Here is a 19003-nt window from a genome sequence, read left to right as displayed (position 1 = left end):
ACGGAATTGACCGTATTGGTTGAGAACGACGCCCATTGCGTCCATGTCAAATCCCCTCACTTGTTGTGGAGCCGCGTTGACCGGCTTTTCCCGCTTTTCCCTTCCGCTTTCCGCCCCGCCGCACGCCGACGCCCCGCAGGACTGGGTCGAACGGTCGCTGCTGGCCGGGCCGGGCGGCGAGGAGTGCCTGCACTTCGGCGCACCCCTCGACCGGGACGCCCTGCGCGCCCTGGTCGAGGACCAGTGCGACCGACTGACCGCCGCCGGGCTCGGCCCGGGCGGCACCGCCGCGCTGCGGCTGCCGCCCTCGGTGGCCTTCGTCGCCGTACTGCTGGCCTGCTGGCGGCTCGGCGCCCAAGTCGCACTGCTCGACCACCGGTTGACCGACCACGAAGTGGACGCGGCGGTGGCCCGGCTGGCTCCGCAGGTGCTGGTAGGCTCCGCCCACCGGCCCGCCGCGGCGCTGCGCGGCTTCTCCGAGGTCGAGCCGGTCGCCGTCCCGCTGCCGGACGGGCTCCCGGCCCGCACCGGGCACGCCCTGATCCAGCTCAGCTCCGGGTCCACCGGCCCGGCCAAGGTCATCGCCCGCACCGCCACCGACCTGCTGCGCGAACTCGACTGCTACCGCAGGCTGGTGGAGTTCCCCGGCGAGGGCGAGCGGGTCGTCCTGCTGTCCTCGGTGGTGCACGTGCTCGGGCTGGTCGGCGGGCTGCTCAACGCCCTGCACGCCCGGGCCGTGCTCACTGTCCCGGAGCGGATGACGGCGGCCGGCATCCTCGCCGCGGTCGCCGCCGACCAGCGGCCGACCACCGTCGTCGGAGTGCCCTTCCACGCCGAGCTGCTGGCGGGGACGGTCACTCCCCCGGCGCTGCCGCAGCTGCGCCGGATGGTCGTCGCGGGCGAACTGGTCCGCCCCGGCCTGCCCGCGCTGTTCACCGAACGGTACGGCGTACCGCTCGGCACCATGTACGGCATGACCGAGACCGGGGTCATCGCCACCGACCTCGACGGAACGCTGCACCCCGCCAAGCGCCCCGTCCACGGCATGCGGATGCGGCTCGTCGCCGGCGAGCTGCAGCTCGGCGCCGCCACCTCCCCGTACCCGGGGCTGGACGACCCGGGCCGCTGGTCGGACGGCTGGCTGCACACCCGCGACGCCGCCGCCCTGGACGAGGCGACCGGCCTGGTCACCGTGCACGGCCGGCTCGACTCCCAGGTCTCGATCGGCGGGTTGAAGGTCGACCTCACCGAGGTCGAGCAGACCCTCGCCGCGCTGCCCGAGGTCCGCGAGGCGGTCGTCGTCTTCGACGACGGGGCGATCGAGGCGTACCTGTCCGTCGAGGCCGGGGCCGAACCCGCCCTCGTCCAGGACGGGCTGGCCCGCCGGCTCGCCGCCTACAAGCGGCCGCGCCGCCTCGTCCTGCTGCCCGCCCTCCCCCGCACCGCCACCGGAAAGCTGCTGCGCGACCCGGCCGCCCTGCGCGACACCGCCGCGGCCACCGTGCGCTGACCGGACGCACCACCCGCCGGACACCCTCCGGACAACCCCGACAAGGAGCCCACTCATGCAGGACCGCATCCGCGCGTTCGTTCTGGCCGCCCTCACCGAGATGCAGTACGACGTCTCCGAGGTCACCGGGGACACCGACCTCGGCCCGGCCGGACTGGACCTCGAATCGCTCGCCCTGGCCGAACTCTCGGTGCAGGTCGAGGACGAGTTCGGGATCAAGTTCGACCTGGACGAGATGGAGACCACCGCGATGATGACCCTGGACGAGTTCACCGCCGACGTGGTCAAGCGGATCGACGCCCTCCCCGCCGCCACCGGCAGCGCGGCGTGACCGACTCCGCCCGCCCTGCGGACTCCGCCCCCGGGGCGCTCCCCGACCGGGCCGAGGTCATGACGATGCTGGCGGCGTTCGGGCAGCGCGCCGCCGACACCGTGCCCGAGGAACTCGGCTCGCTCGAACTGACCTGGCTGATCGCCGAGTTCGAGCAGCGTTACGGAATCCAGCTGGACCTGGACGACGAGCACTTCGGCGCCGTGCGGACGGTCGACGACGCCACCGAGCTGCTGCGCTCGACGGTGCTGGCCGCCCGCGCCGGAGCGCGGCCGTGACCGGCACCGACACTGACACCGGCACCGGCACGCCCGGCCCGCCGCCCCGGCCCGCCGCACCCGGGCCCGTGGCGGTCGCCGCCCGCCCGGTCGTCACCGGCGTCGGGGTGCTCAGCGCCGCCGGACGCGGGCTCACCGCGCTGACCGAGGCCGCCGCCCACGGCAAGGCCGCGTTCACCGAGGTGACCCGCTTCGACGTGACCGGCCGGCGCACCACCCGGGCCGCCCTGCTGCCCGGGACGGTACCGCTGGCCAGCACCTTCCCGCTGGCCAGGGCCGTGCTGGAGGCGATCGGACAGGCCGGCCGGCAGGCCGGGCTGACCGCCGCCGAGGGCGCCGCGCTGCCCGTCCTGCTCGCCCTGCACAGCGACGGGCGCACCCGCGCCACCGCCGACGCGGTGGCCGCCGGGGTCCGGGCGCACTGGGGCGCGCCGGGCGTCACCCGGGTGTACACCGGCGCCTGCGTGGCGGCCGCCACCGCGGTCGCCGACGCCGCCGCCCTGGTCGCCGCCGGTCGGCACGAACGGGTCCTGGTCGCGGCCGGCCACCTGGTAGAGCCCGGGGTGTTCGCCGTCTTCGACGCCGGACGCGCCCTGGCCCGGGACGGCGAACTGCGCCCGTTCAGCGCCGGCCGCACCGGCACCCTGCTCGGCGACGCGGCCGTCGCCGTCCTGGTCGAGTCCGCCCCGGCCGCCGAACGGCGCTCGGCTCCCGCACTCGCCCGGCTGGCCGGCTGGGGCCGGACCGGGGACGCCCACCACGTCTGCCGACCGGAGCCGGACGGCACCGGGGTCGCCCGGGCGATCGAGGCCGCACTGGGCCGCGCGGGCATCACCCCGGACCAGGTCGGCTACGTCAACGCCAACGGCACCGGCTCCGAGCTCGCCGACCGGGCCGAGGCCACCGCCCTGCACACGGTGTTCGGCCCGCACACCGACCGACTGCCGGTCAGCTCCAGCAAATCGGTGCACGGCCACGCGCTGGAGGCCTCCGCCCTGCTCGAACTCGCCGTCACGGTCGGCGCGTTGGAGAGCGGACTGACCCCGGTCAACGCCGGTTGGCTGGGCCCCGACCCCGACGTCCGGCTGGACCTCGTGCTGGACGGCCCGCACACCACCCGCCCCGACTACGCGCTCACCCTCAACTCGGCCTTCGGTGGGGCCAACACCGCCCTGCTGCTGGCCGCCGCCTGACCCGGACACCCACACACCATGACCACCCCTGCCGCCGCCCCGCGCGTCCTCGCCGAGGCCCGCCGCCCCGGCCCGGACCTCCCCGGGCCCCCGCCACCGCTGCCCGGCTTCACCCCCGCCGGCCTGGCCCCGCTGATCGCCGACACCGCCGACCACTGCCTGCGGGCCCACCACGGCCCGCCGCCCGCCCCCGGGCGCACCGCCCTGCTGCTCGCCAGCGCGGGTGGCGACCTCGCCACCGCGCGCGCCATCGACCGGAGCGCGGAGCCCGGACACCGCCCGGCCCCGCTGCTGTTCTTCCAGTCCAACCCCAACGCCGTCCTCGGGCACATCGCCGCCCGCTGGGGCCTGACCGGCCCCGTCGTGGCGATCAGCCCGGCCGAGGCCGCACCCGGCACCGTCCCCGCGGACGCCTACGAGCTGGCCGCACTGCTGCTGGCCGACGGGGACGCCGACCACGTCCTGGTGATCGCCGCCGAGCAGGGCCCCGACGGTGACCACGCCGTGGCCGTGCTGCTCGCCGGGCCCGCCGACTGAACCCGCGGGCCGGCGGCGCCCGTAGCCATCGATGAGGCCCGCCGCCTGACGCAGCCGTACCCGGCACACCAGCGACCCGCCCGGCCCGCCCTCGCACCGCCGACGCCCCGCCACGGCCGACGCCCCACCCCTGCCCGGCCGCCGTCCGCGCCGGCCGCACCCCGACACCCGATCAGCCGCCCGGGCCGCCCCGGCCCCGAGGGAGGGATCCACCCCCGTGACCATCCGCAGTCTCCGCACCCAGCTCGCGGACGACCCCGACGTGGGCGCCGGCAACGTGCTGACCGCCCGGATCGCCCTCGGCCAGAAGCTCGACGAGCCGCTGCTCACCTTCGACACCCCGGTGGACGGCCACCCCGCCTGGCAGCCGCTCACCCTGCGCGAGCTCGACCGCGCCGTCCGGGCCCGCGCCGCCGCCCTGCACGGCCTCGGCGTCACCCGGCGCGACCCGGTCGTGGTCCACGCGAGCGACGCCGCCGAGCACGTGCTCGCCTTCCTCGCCCTGGCCCGGCTCGGCGCCGTCCCCGCGCTGCTCAACCCCAACCTGGACGCCGAGCGCGCCGCGCGCTACATCGCCCGGCTCGGCGCCGTCGGGGTGCTCGCCGACCCGGCCCACCTGGCCGCCCTGGCCGAGTACGACCCGGGCGCACCGCTGCTGCCGGAGATCTCCACCCTCAGCGCGGGCGACCCGGACGCCGCCCCGGAGCCCTACCGGCACTGGTCCGGCGACCCGGTGGCGATCACCCACTCCTCCGGCACCACCGGCATGCCGAAGGCCGTCGTGCACTCCCACGCCGGCCTGTACGCGGCGATCCGCCACCGGCTGCGGCTGCCCCGCCCGCAGGGCCAGGACCGGATGCTCAGCGCCCTGCCCGCCCCGCACGCCGCGACCCTGATCGCGCTCAACCTCGCGCTCAGCTCGCACACCGAACTGGCCTGCCTGTCCGGCCAGTCCGGCGCCGGCGTGCTGGACGCGATCGAGCAGTGGCACCCCACCGGGGTGATCGGCTTCGCCGCCACCTGGGCCGACCTCGCCCACCACGACCTGGCCGCACGGGACCTGGCCTCCGTCGCACTCTGGTGGAACACCGGCGACTGCGCCCACGAGGTGCACATCCGCCGACTGATCGCCACCGGCAGCCGGGAGACCGTCACCCGGCAGGGCCGCACCCGGCAGCCCGGCTCGCTGTTCGTGGACGGCCTCGGCTCCACCGAGATGGGCCACTCGCACTTCTTCATCACCCACGGCCCCGGCACCGACCGCTACGGCCGCTGCGTCGGCCGCCCGCACGCCTTCGTCGACTGCGAGGTGGTCGGCCCGGACGGCGAACCGCTCGGCCCCGGCGAGGTCGGCGAACTCGCCACCGCCTCACCGACCCTGGCCCTCGGCTACTGGAACGACTCGGCCACCACCTTCCGCACCCGGCTGCGCGGCCGCTTCCTCACCGGGGACCTGATGTACCGGGACGAGGAGGGCTACTACTACCACGTCGACCGGGCCGTGGACTCGCTCGAACTCGCCGACGGCAAGCGGCTGTTCACCGCGATGTCGGAGGAGCGGGTGCTGGCCGCCCGCCCGGAGGTGCTGGACTGCACGGTGGTCGCCGTCCGGGACGGCGAGCAGGTGGTCACCGACGTACTGCTGCTCCTCGGCGAGGACGCCGACCGGGGCGCCGCCGCCGAGGCCGACCGCGCCGAGGCCGTCGTCGCCGCCCTGGACGAGGCCACCGCCGCGACCGTCCGCCAGGTCCTGGTGGTCACCGGGGACGACATCCCGCTCGGCCCGACCGGCAAGGTCCGCAAGGTCCTGCTGCGTGAGCGCCACCTGGCGGCGGTGAGCGCCCGATGACCGACCGCGAAGCCGCCGTCATCACCGGCATCGGCCTGGTCTCCCCGCTCGGCCGGGGGCCCGCCGAGGTGTTCGAGGCGCTGGCCGCCGGCCACTCCGGCCTTCGGGCCGTCCCCGAGGACCACCCCGCGCACGGCTGGCTGCCCGCCGCCGGGATCGCCCCCGCCGTGGACGGCCGCGAGGTGCTGCCGCCCACCGAGACCCGCTGCGTGGACCGCTTCGTGCTACTCGCCCTGGCCGCCGCCGACGACGCGCTCGCCGACGCCGCCCTGGTGGTCGGCCGTGACGCCGACCCGCACCGCACCGCCGTGGTGCTGGCCACCGGGGGCGGCGGCCTGGAGACCTTCGAGCAGCAGTCGCACCGCCGGCTGGAGCGCGGCCGCCCCGGCGTCAGCCCGTACCTGCTGCCCGGCATGCTCTCCAACATGGCCGCGGCCCGGATCGCCATCAAGTACGGCATCCGGGGCTACAGTTCGGCCGTGGTGACGGCCTGCGCGGCCGGCGCCCAGGCGATCGCGGAGGGGCTGCGGCTGATCCGCGCGGGCGACGCCGACGTGGTGGTGTGCGGCGGCACCGAGTCCTCGCTGCACCCGACCATCGCCGCCGCCTTCACCAACGCCCGTGCCCTGGCGCAGGGCTGGGAGGATCCGGAACAGTCCAGCCGACCCTTCGACAGCCGCCGCAACGGCTTCGTGCTGGGCGAGGGCAGCGCCGTCCTCGTCCTGGAGAGCGCGAGCCACGCCGCCGCGCGCGGCGCCACCGGCTACGCGGACGTGCTCGGCTGGGGCGCCTCCACCGACGCCCACCACCCGACCATGCCCCGCCCGGACGGCGCCGGCGCCGCCGACGCGATGCGCGCCGCGCTCGCCAACGCAGGCCTGGCCCCGGAGGACATCGACTACGTGAACGCCCACGGCACCGGCACCAAGCTCGGTGACGTGGCGGAGACCGCCGCCCTGCACGCCGTCTTCGGCGCGCACCGGCCGGCGGTCAGCTCCACCAAGGGCTCCACCGGCCATCTCCTGGGCGCCGCAGGCGCGTTGGAGGCGGCGGTGACAGCCCTGGCGGTGGCGAGGGGGACGCTGCCGCCGACGCTCAACCTGGTCGACCCGGACCCGGCCTGCGACCTGGACCACGTCCGGGGCGCCGCCCGGTCCACCCCGGTGCGCGCCGCACTGAGCAACGCCTTCGCCTTCGGCGGCCACAACCTCAGCCTGATCCTCGGCCCGGCCTCCGTCCGCCCCGTCGACGCCACGCGCTAGCTCCCGCGGGTCCTCGCCGGGCAGCGCCGCCCGGCAGCGCGCCGCTCCTCGAACCACCATCCCTCCGGGGGGAGATCCCGTTGTCCATCCAGACCATCGCCCGCGTCGAGTTCCACTGCGCGGACGCCGACAAGACCGCCGCCGAACTGCACGCCGACTACGACTTCACCGCCGCACCCCCGACCACCTCGGCGGACGGCACCCGCACCGTCGACCTCACCCAGGGCTCGATCCGGCTGCGCCTGACCGCCGCCGCCGACCCCGGCCACCCGGTGTCCGCCTACGTCGCCCGGCACGGCGACGGCGTCGCCGCGCTCGCCCTCGGCTGCACCGACCCGCGGGCCGCCCTGGAGCGGGCCGAACGGCACGGCGCCCGGGTGCTGGACCGGGAGGCCTGCCTGATCGCCGGATTCGGCGACACCGCCCTGCGGTTCACCTCGATGCACGCGGCCGGGACGGACCGGGCCGACGGGGCAACCGGCACCGCCGGGCCCGGGCTGCTGGAGGCCCTCGACCACGTCGCGATCTGCCTGCCCGGCGGCGAACTCGCCGACGCCGTACGGTTCTGCGAGGCCGCGCTCGGCTTCCACGCGATCTTCGAGGAGTACATCGAGGTCGGCGAGCAGGCCATGGACTCCACCGTGGTGCAGAGCTCCTCCGGCCTGGTCACCTTCACCCTGATCGAGCCCGACACCGCCCGCCGCCCGGGCCAGATCGACGAGTTCCTGTCCGCCCACGGCGGCGCCGGGGTGCAGCACCTGGCGTTCAGCACCCAGGACATCACCACCGCCGTACGCACCGCCCGCTCCCGCGGCGTGGAGTTCCTGACCACTCCGGGCGCCTACTTCGACACGCTCACCGAGCGGCTCGGCGGGACGGCCATCCCGGTGGAGACCCTGCGCGACCTGCACGTCCTGGTGGACCAGGACCACGGCGGCCAGCTGTTCCAGATCTTCGCCCGCTCGACCCACCCGCGGCGCACCTCCTTCCTGGAACTGATCGAGCGCCAGGGCGCGGGCACGTTCGGCACCGCGAACATCAAGGCGCTCTACGAGGCGGTCGAGCGACAGACCTCCGCCGCCGCCCGCTGACCGCCCCCAGAAGGGAAGCACCACCGATGACCACTGCCACCGAGTTCCGCCTCACCGACGCCGAGCACGCCCTGCTGCCCACGCCCGAGGAGGTGGCGCACTACCGCGAGCACGGCTGGTACCTCTCCCGCCGGCTGTTCACCGACGAGGAGCTGGACACCCTCCAGGCCGCCACCGAGCTGTACTACGCGGGCCACCGGGACCGTGAACTGCCCGTCCGCCCGCCCCGGTTGGCCGCCTGGGAGCCCTCGCACGGGCCGGTCCAGCGGCACAACGACTACGTCCACCACGAGAGCGACGCGATCGGCGCGATCCTGCGCAAGCCGCTGGTCGGCGCGGTCGCCGCACTGCTCGCCGGGGCCGAGGAGATCCGGATCTTCCAGGCCACCCTGATCTACAAGCCCCCGGTGCCCGGGGAGCCCAGCAACCACGTGCCCTGGCACTTCGACAAGCACTACTGGCAGACCTCGACCTCCCAGTCCATGCTCACCGCCTTCATCCCGTTCCACGACTGCCGGGAGGAGAACGGGACCATCACCATGGTCGACGGCAGCCACCGCTGGCGGGAGATGCCCTCCGGCGAGGACTCCACCCGGCACTTCGCCGACCGCGACAACTCCGAGCTGGACGCCATCCTGGACGCCAACGCCGCGTTCAACGGGCAGCGGGTGCGGAAGGTCCCGATGCTGATCCCGCGCGGCCACATGTCCTTCCACCACTGCCGCACCTACCACGGCAGCGGCCCCAACCTGGCCTCCTTCCCCCGCCGGGCCGTCTCGCTGCACCTCCAGGACGGCGCCAACGAGTACCGGCGGCACGAAGGGCCGGACGGCGGCCCGGTGGTGTACAACCACGACGTGCTGGTGCGCCGCACCGCCGACGGCCGACCGGACTACGCCGACCCGGCGTTCTGCCCGACGGTCTGGCGGGGAACGCTGTGACGGCACCGCCCGCGGCCGCGATCGCCCCGCTGGCCGCCCCGGCCGAGCGCTACCGGATGCTGCGGCTGATCCGCGGCTTCGAGGAGCTGGCGCTCGGCCTGGTGAAGTCCGGCGCGATCCCCGGCGGCATCCACCCGTACATCGGGCAGGAGGCCGTCGCGGTCGGCGTCTGCTCGGCGCTCGGCCCGGCCGACCGGCTGACCAGCACCCACCGCGGCCACGGCCACGTGCTCGCCCGGGGCGCCGCCCCGGACCGGCTGCTCGCCGAACTCGCGGGCCGGGTCGACGGGTTGAACGGCGGCCGGGGCGGCTCGATGCACGCCGCCGACCTCTCGCTGGGCATCCTCGGCGCCAACGGCATCGTCGGCGCCGGGGCGCCGATCGCGGTGGGCGCCGCCTGGGCCGCCAAGCACAGCACGCACGCCACGCACGCCACGCACGCCACGCACGCCGAGAGCGGGACCGAGGGCAGCCCGGTCGCGGTGTCCTTCTTCGGCGACGGCGCGCTCAACCAGGGCGTGCTGCTGGAGTCGCTCAACCTCGCGGCGATGTGGCGGCTGCCGGTGCTCTTCGTCTGCGAGAACAACGGCTACGCCACCACCCTGCCCGCCGCGACCGCCGTCGCGGGCACCGCCACCGGCCGGGCCGCCGCCTTCGGCATCCCCGCCGAGCAGGTGGACGGCATGGACACCGAGGCCGTCCGGGCCGCCGCCCTGCGCGCGGTCGAGCGGGCCCGCGCGGGCGGCGGCCCCGGCTTCCTGGAGTGCCGCACCTACCGCTACGAAGGCCACCACACCATGGAACGCCGGATGAAACTGCGCTACCGCACCCCCGAGGAGGTCGCGGCCTGGCGCGAGCGCGACCCGCTGGCCCGGGCCGCCGCCCCGCTGGACCGGGCCGCGGTCGCCGAACTGGACCGCTCGGTGGCCGAACAGCTCGCCGCCGCCGAGGAGTTCGCCCTGGCATCGGCCCACCCGGACCCGGCCGGCGCGCTGGACCACCTGTACGCCGACGGCCTGCGGCCCCGGGCGGGGGTGTCGGCGTGACCAGGCTCTCGTACACCAAGGCGCTCAACCGGGCCCTGGCCGACGAACTCGCCGAGGACCCGGCGGTCTGCGTGTTCGGCGAGGACATCGGCGCCGGCCTGGCCGGCCCCACCCTGGGCCTGCTGGACCGCTTCGGCCCGGAGCGGATCGTGGACACCCCGCTCTCCGAACAGGCCTTCACCGCGATGGCGATGGGCGCCGCCCTGGCCGGGCGGCGGCCGGTGCTGGAGTTCCAGATCCCCTCGCTGCTCTTCCTGGTCTTCGAGCAACTCGTCAACCAGGCCCACAAGTTCTCGTTGATGACCGGCGGCCAGGCGGCCGTCCCGCTGACCTGCCTGGTGCCCGGCTCGGGCTCCCGGGACGGCTGGGCCGGGCAGCACTCCGACCACCCCTACAGCCTGTTCGCGCACGCCGGGGTGAAGACCGTGGTGCCCGCCACCCCGACCGACGCCTACGGGCTGCTGCGCTCGGCGATCCGCGACCCGGACCCGGTGGTGGTGTTCGCCCCGGCGGCCGCCCTGGCGGTGCGCGAGACCGTGACCTGGGAACTCGCCCCGGTGCCGCTCGGCCGGGCCCGGATCCACCGACCCGGCACGGACGTCACCCTGGTCGCCCTCGGGCACCTGGTGCACGACGCCCTGGCCGTCGCCGAGGAGCTGGCACCGGAGCTCTCGGTCGAGGTGCTCGACCCGCGCACCGTCCACCCCTTCGACTGGCCGGCGCTCGCCGAGTCGCTGGAGCGCACCGGCCGGCTGGTCGTCGTGGACGACTCCAACCGCAGCTGCGGCTTCGGCGCCGAGGTGCTCGCCACCGCCGCCGAGGAGATGCGGCTGATCGCCCCGCCGCGCCGGATCACCCGCCCGGACGGCGCAGTGCTGCCCTTCGCCCCCGCCCTCGACCGGGCCGTCCAGCCCGGCCGCGAGCAGCTGCGGCACGCACTGCGGTCCGTCGTGAAGGCCCGCTGACCGCCGCCCCCGACACCCCCGGCCCCCGGCCCCGACACCTCCGACCCGCCGTCACGGCCCCCCGGCCACCACCGTGACGGCGGGTCGAGGGCATGCGCCGGGCGGGTGCCGACCCCCGCCCGGTGGCGGACCTCCTGGCGCTGCCGGGCGATCGAGCAGGCCTGCCGGGCCGCACCGGAGGGGCTCACAGCACCTTCGGCAGCACCGCCGCCGAGACGGGCGGCTCGTCGCCCGCCAGCCGGAACCGGTGCAGCGCCGCCCGGCCGTCCGCCCCGCGGACCCGGGCGGCGAGCCGGGCGGGCAGCACCACGGTGCTGAGCCATCCCTCGCCGCGGTACCCCTCGATGGTCCAACTCACCCAGGGGAGCGGGTAGTTGGCGGCCGGACTGACGAACACCGGGGAGCAGCCCTGGAAGTTCACCCGATAGGTGCCGAAGCGGCTCCAGTTGGAGAAGCTGAACCGGCGCTGCTGCGGGTCGAAGCCCAGCGGCACGCACTCCCCCATCCGTGAACGACCCAGCCCCGCCAGGAAGTCCAGGTTGGAGCGCAGGTTGAGGTGGGCGGTCGGGAACTCCTCGACCGCCGTCCGCAGCGCGGCCGCCAGCACCGCCGGGCCGTCCTTCGGCCGGTGCGGCACGTGCACCTCGCTCAGCAGGTTGCCCACCAGGGCGGGCGAAAGGCCCAGCCAGCGACGGGCGTTGACCGGCACGGTGAGCATCCGCTCGGCCTGGTCACCGTCCAACTCCCGCAGGGTGGCGAGCACATGGGCGCAGAGCGCGTCCCCGGCGGAGAGCCGGCGCCCGGCGGCCGCTCCGAACTCCTCGCGCATCCGGTCGACCTCGGCCTCGGTAAAGGCGATCTGGACGGTCCGGTTGGCGCGCGGTCCGGCCGCGACCTCGCGGGCCAGCTGCTCCGCCTCCGCCGGTTCCGGCAGCCGGAAGCCGGGGCGTCCGCAGTCCTCGGCCGGCAGTACGGCGGCCAGCAACGCGTCCTGGTCGTCGACGAGTTCGGCCTCCGGCAGCGGCTCGCCCTCGACCGCCGCGGACCAGATCCGCAGCAGCAGCACGAAGCTGTGCAGGTCCCCGATCGCGTGGTGCCAGGAGCAGCCGAGCACCGTCCCGCCGTCGGCGGTCCGGGTGATCCGTACGGTGAACAGCGGGGCACCGCCGGTGCGCGCGGCGACGGCGTCCACCGGGTCGACCAGTTCGGAGCCGGCCGCCACCACCCGGCCCATCGCCTCGGCGAGGGTGCCGTCCACGGTGTAGACCGCGAGCGGCACCCCGGAGTCGTCGCAGACCGCCCGGAGCGCGCCGTCCTCGGTGCGCAGCCGTCCGGCGAACACCGGCACCCGCTCCAGGGCGAGGGCGAGTCCGGCGGCGAGCCGGTCCTCGTCCAGCGGCCGGTCGAAGCAGAGCACGACGGAGACGGCGAGGTCGGCGAGCATGGTGTCCATCAGGCCCAGGCGCAGCACCCGGCCGTCGGCCCGGCCGGCGCGGACGGTCCGGGAGCTGCGCGGATGCGGCCAGATCGTCATGGGTTCCCATCCGGTGGTCCGGCCGGTGGTCCGGCCTGCGGGCACGCCGAACGATAGTGCTGTGCCGAGGCAGTGGTCCAGTCCAATGTCAGGATCCGGAAAGGCCGTTCGGGCCCGCCGACGATAGAATGCCGAGCATGGGACAGCGCCCCGGCGCACCCACCGCGCCGCCCCTCGTCCTGGTCACCGACCGCGAATCCCGGCTGATCGACCCCACCCGGGCCTACCACCTGGGCCGGGACCCGACCAGCGAGATCGTGCTGGACGACCCCCGGGTCTCCTGGCACCACGCGGTGCTGCGCGCCACCGACGGCCACTGGCTGCTGGAGGACGTCGGCAGCACCAACGGCACCTACGACCAGGGCCACCGGATCGACCACGAGGACGTAGGCCCGGGCACCCGGCTGCGCTTCGGCGACCCGGCCACCGGCCCGTCCGCGACCTTCGCCGGCCTGCCCGGCCCCGCCCCCGGCGAGCGCACGGTGCTGCTCGCCCCGCGCAGCTCCGGCACCTTCCGCAGCCCGAGCGCCGTGCTGGAACTGCCCGGCCGCGCCCTGCGGATCGGCCGCGCCCCCGACAACGACCTGGTCCTGGACGACCTGGTGGTCTCCCGGCACCACGCCGAGCTGCGCGAACTGCCCGACGGCGGGCACGAGATCGTCGACCTGGACAGCCACAACGGCACCTACCTCAACGGCCGACCGGTCCGCCGCGCCCCGGTCGGCCCGGCCGACCTGGTGGGCATCGGCCACTCCTCGCTCTGCCTGGCCGACGGCCGGCTGGTCGAGTACACCGACACCGGCGAGGTCTCGCTGGACGTCCAGCACCTGGTCGTCCGGGTCGGCCCGGACCACCGGGTGCTGCTGGACGACGTCGGCTTCCCGCTCGCCGAGAAGGCCCTGCTCGCGGTGGCCGGCCCGAGCGGCGCCGGCAAGTCCACCCTGCTCAACGCCCTCACCGGGCTGCGCCCCGCCGACGAGGGCACCGTGCTGTACGACGGGCGCGACCTCTACCGCGACTACGCGGAGCTGCGCCGCCGGATCGGCCTCGTCCCCCAGGACGACATCCTGCACACCCAGCTGACCGTCCGCCGCGCCCTGTCGTACGCCGCCGAACTGCGCTTCCCCGGGGACACCGCGAAGGAGGAGCGGGAGGGCAGGGTCTCCGAGGTGATCGGCGAACTGGGCCTGGAGGCGCGGGAGCAGCAGGTGATCGCCAGCCTCTCCGGCGGCCAGCGCAAGCGGGTCAGCATCGCGCTGGAGCTGCTCACCAAGCCCTCGCTGCTCTTCCTGGACGAGCCGACCTCCGGCCTGGACCCGGGCATGGAGCGCTCGGTGATGCAGTTGCTGCGCGGGCTGGCCGACGACGGCCGCACGGTGGTCGTGGTGACGCACAGCGTGCTGAGCCTCAACGTGTGCGACCGCCTGCTGGTGCTCGCCCCCGGCGGGCGGACCGCCTACTACGGGCCGCCGACCGAGGCGCTGGCGTACTTCGGCGAGGCGGAGTGGCCGGAGGCCTTCGAGGCCTTCGAGAACGACGCCGAGGGGCTCTGCCGGCAGCGCTTCCGCGCCTCGCCGCAGTACCAGCGGTACGTGGCGGCCGAGGCGGCGCACCCGGTGCCCCCGGCCCGCCCGCCGGAGTCGGCCGGGGCGGCCGGGGCGGCCGCGCGGCCCGTCGGCCGGGAGAAGCCGCAGGGCTGGTTCTCCCAGCTGGGCACGCTGGTGCGCCGCTACGCCGCGGTGCTCGCCGCCGACCGGCTGTTCCTGACCGTGATGATCGTGCTGCCGTTCGTCATCGGCCTGATGTGCCGGGCGATGGCCGGCAGCCGCCTCAGCGACGAGAACGCCATCAACTGCCTGCTCACGCTCTGTCTCGGCGGGGTGCTCACCGGCTCGGCCAACGCGGTGCGCGAGGTGGTCAAGGAGCGCGCGATCTACCGGCGGGAGCGGGTGGTCGGCCTGTCCCGGTCGGCGTACCTGGTGTCGAAGGTGGTGGTGCTCGGCGCGGTCACCGTGGCGCAGGCCGCGGTGCTGACGGTGGTCGGCCTGGCCGGGGTCGCGCTCACCGCGCAGCCCCGCCCGAACGCCCCGCCGCCGGTGACCACCGGTGTGCTGATGCCCCAGCTGCCGGAGCTGATCATCGCGGTCGCGCTGCTGGCGTTCACCTCGATGATGCTCGGCCTGGTGGTGTCCGCGCTGGTCGCCAAGGAGGAGACCACCATGCCGCTGCTGGTGCTCCTCGCGATCGTCCAGGTCGTGTTCAGCGGCCTGATGCTCCGGCTGCACGGCGTGCCCGGCCTGGAGCAGTTCGCCTGGCTGGTGCCGTCCCGGTGGGGCCTGTCGGCGATGGCCCGCACCGTCGACCTGAACCGGCTCACCGTACCGAGCCCGATCACCGCGGACCCGATGTTCCGCCCCGAGCGCACCGGCTGGCTGGTCTCCATGGGCGCGCTGGCCGCCCTCGCGGCGGCGTACGGGCTGGCGGTGCTCGCCCTGCTGCGGCGGCACGAGCCGAGCGTCATGCGCAAGTAGCCGCCCCCGGCCCCGCCGGTAGAGTGGGAGACGAACTGCGGTGCGAATGCCGCTCGCGACCCCTGCCCCCCGGCACCGGTCGGCGCGGCGGAGGGAATGTACCCGCCCATGGACGAGTTCGCGTTCCGCCCCACCCACGTCGCCCCGCCGGACGGCCTGGCGACCTGGACGGCGCCGGACCCGGCACGGCCCTCCGCCCGGCTCGACCCGCTGCTCCCGGTCCGGCTGATCGCCCGGCAGGGCGACTGGGCCCAGGTGCTCTGCTCCAACGGCTGGACCGCCTGGGTGGACGCCCGGCTGCTGGTCGTGCTCCCCCAGCCGCCCCCCGCCGCGGACGGACCGCCCGCCCGCACCGCCGACCCCCGGCCCGCCCTCGCCGAGGCCGGGGCCGCACTCGCCCGGCACCGCGCCCTGCTGGAGGACCTCGCCACGGGCGCCCTGGACCTGGAGTCCTTCCGGGAGCGGACCCGCGGCCTGCGGATCGGCCTGGTCGCGGACGGCGAGGCGCTCTGGGTGTTCGACCCGGTGCACGACCGCTGGTGCTACTGCGACGGGCTCCAGTTGCAGACGTACGCGGCCACCGACCGGCCACCGGCCACCGACCGGCAGGCAGCCGTCGGGTCCGCGGACGCGCCGGGAGCGGCACCGGTGCCCGACCCGCAGACGCAGGGCCCGTACGCGCCCACCCGGACGGGTGAGCCGTGACCCCGGCCGAACCACCCCCGGCCCCGGCCTCCACCCCGGCCTCCGACTCGGCCTCGCCCTCGACCGGCGGGCTGCCCGCCGGCCTGGTCGGGCGGAGGGTGGCGGGCTACCGGCTGGAGCAGGAGATCGGGCGCGGCGGGATGGCCGTGGTCTACCGGGCCAAGGACCTGCGGCTCGGCCGGACCGTCGCGGTCAAGCTGCTGGCCCCCGAGCTGGCCCGCAACGAGGTGTTCCGGCAGCGCTTCATGCACGAGTCCGAGGCCGCCGCCGGCATCGACCACCCGCACATCGTCCCGGTGTTCGAGGCCGGGGAGCACGACGGCATCCTCTACCTGGCGATGCGCTACGTCGAGGGCGGCGACCTGCGCGCGCTGATCAACCGGGACGCCCCGCTCCCGATCGAGCGCGCCACCCGGCTGGCCCTGCAGATCGCCTCCGCCCTGGACGCCGCGCACGACCACGACCTGGTGCACCGGGACGTCAAGCCCGGCAACGTCCTGGTCGCCGCCGGCACCGACAGCGAGCACCCCGAGCACCTCTACCTGGCGGACTTCGGCCTCACCAAGAAGTCCCTCTCGCTCAGCGGGCTGACCAGCGTCGGCCAGATCGTCGGCACCCTCGACTACGCCGCGCCCGAGCAGATCTCCGGCCGACCGCTGGACGGGCGCTGCGACCAGTACGCGCTCGGCTGCGTGGTCTTCGAGATGCTCGCGGGCACCCCGCCGTTCCGCCGGGAGAGCGACCTCGCACTGCTCTGGGCCCACCTCAACGACCCGCCGCCCGAACTGCGCCGGCACCGCCCCGACCTCCCCGAGGCGGTCGACGCCGTGGTGGCCCGCTCGCTCGCCAAGACGCCCGGGGAGCGCTACGACAGCTGCCTGCAGTTCGTCGCCGAGCTGCGCGCGTCCACCGGGCCCGCGCCCTGGACGGCGGACGGCCCGCCCACCCGGGTCGTCCCGGCGGTCGCCCGCGCCCCCGGCCCCACCCCGGTGCCGGACCCGCCCGCCTGGGCCGGCCCGGTCGTCCACCCGCCGTACCGGGGCCGTCAGGGCCCGTCCCAGGAAGCTCTGGAGAGCCGTCGACCATGAACGCCGTGAGCCAGGTCTTCGCCATGCTCGCCGCCGCGATCCACCTCGTGGTGTGGCCGCTGGAGAGCTACCTGTACGGGCACCCGAGAGTGCGCTACCTGCTCACCGGCAGCACGGCGGACGCCCCGGAGGTCCGGCTGTGGCGGTTCAACGTCGGTTTCTACAACCTGTTCCTGGCCCTCGGGCTGGTCGCCGGGCTGGTCCTGCTGCACACCGGGCACTCCGGGGCGGGGCGGCCGGTGATCCTCTACATCGCGGCCTTCATGGTGGCCGGCGGGACCACCCTGTTCGTCTCGGAGCCGAAGCTGTGGCGCGGCGCGCTCGCCCAGGCCGTCCCGGCGGCAGCCGTCCTGCTCGCCGAACTGCTCTGAGGCCGGGGCGGGTACGGGTATCCGCTCCGGGTTCAGCCGCCGGTGCCCGCTCCGGTACTCTCCGCGCCCTCCCCGGCGAGCTCCCCGGTGACCTCCCCGGGGTGCCGCACCCGGGCCGCCAACAGCGCCCCGAGCAGTCCGGTCAGCAGTCCCCAACCGGCCGCCAGCGGCACCGCCGTCCACAGCTCCGGGCGCAGCGTCAGGCTGCCGCTGCCCAGCGCCGACACCGGGTTGTCCCCGCCGAGCACCGCGCCGAGCAGGTCCCCCAGTCCGCCCTGGCCGAGGCCGACACCCAGCACGGACAGCCCGTAGTCGGCGTCCATCCGGGTCCACAGGCCCACCAGCAGCACGGTGACGGCGGTGGCCAGCGCGAAGCGGACGGAGTGCTGCCAGAGCCGGACGCGGCGCGGTGAGCGGCGGGCGGCGAGGAAGGCGGCGGCGGTCAGCAGCACGGCGGCCACCGGCAGCAGCCACCAGCTGCGCGCGTCGTGCTCGGCCAGGGTGCCGAGGTCGATGGTCGCCGACCCCCCACCGGGGGCGCGCAGCACCGCGCTGAGCGGTTGGGGCACGGGCAGGCCGAGCGCGCCGACCAGCCGGCCGTGCCAGACGGCCCCGAGGCCGAGGCCGAAGGCCAGCCAGACCAGGTCGGGCAGGGCCAGCAGCAGCACCGCCATGGTCGAGCGGGCGTTGCCGTGCACGAGCGCGGTGACGACCCCGGCCACCGCGCCGATCGCGACGTACCCGAGCAGGACCGTCCAGAGCGCGAACGCGGCCGGGCGGACGGCGAGTTGGTAGCGCAACAGGCCGCGCGGCAGCGGCGCCCGGCGGGAGACCGCGAAGACCGCGGCGAACACCAGCAGCAGCCAGGCCAGCCCGACGCCGATGGTGGTGGCGCCGTCCGCGTGGAAGCCGACCTCCGGGGTGAGCCCGAGCGCGCCGCCGATGGTCTCCACCAGGCTGCCGCCGAGCTGGATCACGAAGGTGTGCTTGGCGGTGACGGTGATCACCACCAGGGCGATCAGCCAGAGCACCACCGTCCGGGCGATCCGGCCCAGCAGTTCACCGCCTCCCGCGACCGCGCGGAAGCGCAGTTGACGCAGGAACACCTCGGCGATCACCACCGCGCCGACCAGCGAGACGCTCAGCGGCATCGCGCTGACCCCGGCGTCCACCGCCGCGAAACTGCCCGCGCCGCCGTCGAGTTGGACCGAGCCGCCGACGGCCAGCGCCAGCGTCGCGGCGAGCACCGGCGGGAAGCCGCCCTCCGGGAGGTCGCTCGCCCCGGCCAGCCAGAGGCCCAGCGCGGCCACCGCCGCCATCGCGACGAGTCCGGCCAGCACCACGGCGAGCGCGTCCAGCCAGCCGCGGACGGCTCCGGGCGGGCCGGCGGCCCCGGTGGTGGGCTGCTGCATGCCGCCTCCCTCTGCTCGAACGGGCCTGGTCCGTTCCCAGGGTGACCGACCGCCGCGGGGCACGCTCGGCGACGGCGGGGCCACCTGCTGTTGCGGCGAACGGGGCACCGGGGGAGAAATGGAACCCAGTGGCAGGAGCTTCCCGTGCCGACCGTTCCTGTCGGCCGCCTGCGAAACGGAGCCTCGATGAGTTCCCAACCGCCCCCGTCCGGCCCGCCGAGCGAGCCGCCCTACGGCCCGCCCTCCGGTCCCCCGTCCGGCCCGCTGGCCGGCCCCCCGTCGGGTGGCGGCACGGGCGGGGGGGCGTACGGGGCCCCCACCCCCGCGGGGCCGTGGGGGGCCGCAGGGGCGGCGGGGGC

General features: G+C 75.7%; 17 protein-coding genes. 15 read left to right on the top strand and 2 right to left on the bottom strand.

The features are described from left to right. Window positions 1-76 precede the first annotated feature (76 nt). From ACFC1T_RS12065 to ACFC1T_RS12015, 11 genes are all read left to right on the top strand, one after another. On the top strand, window positions 77-1510 hold the full coding sequence (locus ACFC1T_RS12065; protein ID WP_375886922.1) for a class I adenylate-forming enzyme family protein: 1434 nt from the start codon (window positions 77-79) through the stop codon (window positions 1508-1510). Window positions 1511-1565: 55 nt separating this feature from the next. Then, complete coding sequence (locus ACFC1T_RS12060) at window positions 1566-1841, top strand: acyl carrier protein (protein WP_360243150.1); 276 nt, start codon at window positions 1566-1568, stop codon at window positions 1839-1841. Next, window positions 1838-2119 (top strand): acyl carrier protein, encoded by a 282-nt coding sequence (locus ACFC1T_RS12055; RefSeq protein WP_375886919.1) that lies wholly within the window; start codon window positions 1838-1840, stop codon window positions 2117-2119. The genes ACFC1T_RS12060 and ACFC1T_RS12055 overlap by 4 nt, the downstream gene beginning before the upstream one ends. Continuing rightward, on the top strand, window positions 2116-3312 hold the full coding sequence (locus tag ACFC1T_RS12050; RefSeq protein ID WP_375886918.1) for a beta-ketoacyl synthase N-terminal-like domain-containing protein: 1197 nt from the start codon (window positions 2116-2118) through the stop codon (window positions 3310-3312). Before ACFC1T_RS12055 ends, ACFC1T_RS12050 begins: the two co-directional genes overlap by 4 nt. An 18-nt stretch (window positions 3313-3330) precedes the next feature. Continuing rightward, complete coding sequence (locus ACFC1T_RS12045; protein WP_375886915.1) at window positions 3331-3849, top strand: beta-ketoacyl synthase N-terminal-like domain-containing protein; 519 nt, start codon at window positions 3331-3333, stop codon at window positions 3847-3849. Between the two features lie 217 nt (window positions 3850-4066). Beyond that, window positions 4067-5698, top strand: a complete 1632-nt coding sequence (locus ACFC1T_RS12040; RefSeq protein WP_375886914.1) for a class I adenylate-forming enzyme family protein — start codon at window positions 4067-4069, stop codon at window positions 5696-5698. After that, window positions 5695-6960 (top strand): beta-ketoacyl-[acyl-carrier-protein] synthase family protein, encoded by a 1266-nt coding sequence (locus tag ACFC1T_RS12035; protein ID WP_375886912.1) that lies wholly within the window; start codon window positions 5695-5697, stop codon window positions 6958-6960. The genes ACFC1T_RS12040 and ACFC1T_RS12035 overlap by 4 nt, the downstream gene beginning before the upstream one ends. 80 nt (window positions 6961-7040) lie before the next feature. After that, on the top strand, window positions 7041-8051 hold the full coding sequence (gene hppD, locus ACFC1T_RS12030; protein WP_375886909.1) for a 4-hydroxyphenylpyruvate dioxygenase: 1011 nt from the start codon (window positions 7041-7043) through the stop codon (window positions 8049-8051). A gap of 26 nt (window positions 8052-8077) precedes the next feature. Further along, complete coding sequence (locus tag ACFC1T_RS12025) at window positions 8078-8992, top strand: phytanoyl-CoA dioxygenase family protein (protein WP_375886906.1); 915 nt, start codon at window positions 8078-8080, stop codon at window positions 8990-8992. A 56-nt stretch (window positions 8993-9048) separates the two neighbouring features. After that, window positions 9049-10038: a thiamine pyrophosphate-dependent dehydrogenase E1 component subunit alpha gene (locus ACFC1T_RS12020; RefSeq protein WP_375887049.1), complete on the top strand. Its 990-nt coding sequence runs from the start codon at window positions 9049-9051 to the stop codon at window positions 10036-10038. Next, complete coding sequence (locus ACFC1T_RS12015) at window positions 10035-11003, top strand: alpha-ketoacid dehydrogenase subunit beta (RefSeq protein ID WP_375886904.1); 969 nt, start codon at window positions 10035-10037, stop codon at window positions 11001-11003. Before ACFC1T_RS12020 ends, ACFC1T_RS12015 begins: the two co-directional genes overlap by 4 nt. A gap of 184 nt (window positions 11004-11187) precedes the next feature. Here ACFC1T_RS12015 and ACFC1T_RS12010 read toward each other — a convergent pair whose 3' ends face one another. After that, window positions 11188-12537 carry an acyltransferase gene (locus ACFC1T_RS12010; protein WP_375886901.1) on the bottom strand — a complete coding sequence of 450 codons (1350 nt, stop codon included), beginning with the start codon at window positions 12535-12537 and terminating at the stop codon, window positions 11188-11190. A 137-nt stretch (window positions 12538-12674) separates the two neighbouring features. Here ACFC1T_RS12010 and ACFC1T_RS12005 point away from each other — a divergent pair, with 137 nt between their 5' ends. The 4 genes from ACFC1T_RS12005 (at window position 12675) to ACFC1T_RS11990 (ending at window position 17232) form a co-directional block, all read left to right on the top strand. After that, on the top strand, window positions 12675-15068 hold the full coding sequence (locus ACFC1T_RS12005) for an FHA domain-containing protein (protein WP_375886898.1): 2394 nt from the start codon (window positions 12675-12677) through the stop codon (window positions 15066-15068). Between the two features lie 108 nt (window positions 15069-15176). Next, a complete protein-coding gene (locus ACFC1T_RS12000; protein ID WP_375886896.1) occupies window positions 15177-15773 on the top strand; it encodes a hypothetical protein in 597 nt (198 codons plus the stop codon). Next, the gene (locus tag ACFC1T_RS11995) at window positions 15770-16861 is read left to right on the top strand and encodes a serine/threonine-protein kinase (RefSeq protein WP_375886894.1); all 1092 of its coding nucleotides are present in this window, start codon (window positions 15770-15772) and stop codon (window positions 16859-16861) included. Before ACFC1T_RS12000 ends, ACFC1T_RS11995 begins: the two co-directional genes overlap by 4 nt. Further along, window positions 16858-17232 (top strand): DUF1304 family protein, encoded by a 375-nt coding sequence (locus tag ACFC1T_RS11990; protein ID WP_375886891.1) that lies wholly within the window; start codon window positions 16858-16860, stop codon window positions 17230-17232. Before ACFC1T_RS11995 ends, ACFC1T_RS11990 begins: the two co-directional genes overlap by 4 nt. Window positions 17233-17264: 32 nt before the next feature. On the opposite strand, the gene ACFC1T_RS11985 is transcribed toward ACFC1T_RS11990, so the two are convergent. Continuing rightward, window positions 17265-18644 carry a streptophobe family protein gene (locus ACFC1T_RS11985; protein ID WP_375886888.1) on the bottom strand — a complete coding sequence of 460 codons (1380 nt, stop codon included), beginning with the start codon at window positions 18642-18644 and terminating at the stop codon, window positions 17265-17267. Between the last annotated feature and the right edge of the window lie 359 nt (window positions 18645-19003).

The organism is Kitasatospora sp. NPDC056076, assembly GCF_042266305.1.
GTDB lineage: Bacteria > Actinomycetota > Actinomycetes > Streptomycetales > Streptomycetaceae > Kitasatospora.
This window is presented reverse-complemented; position numbering and strand designations above follow the sequence as displayed.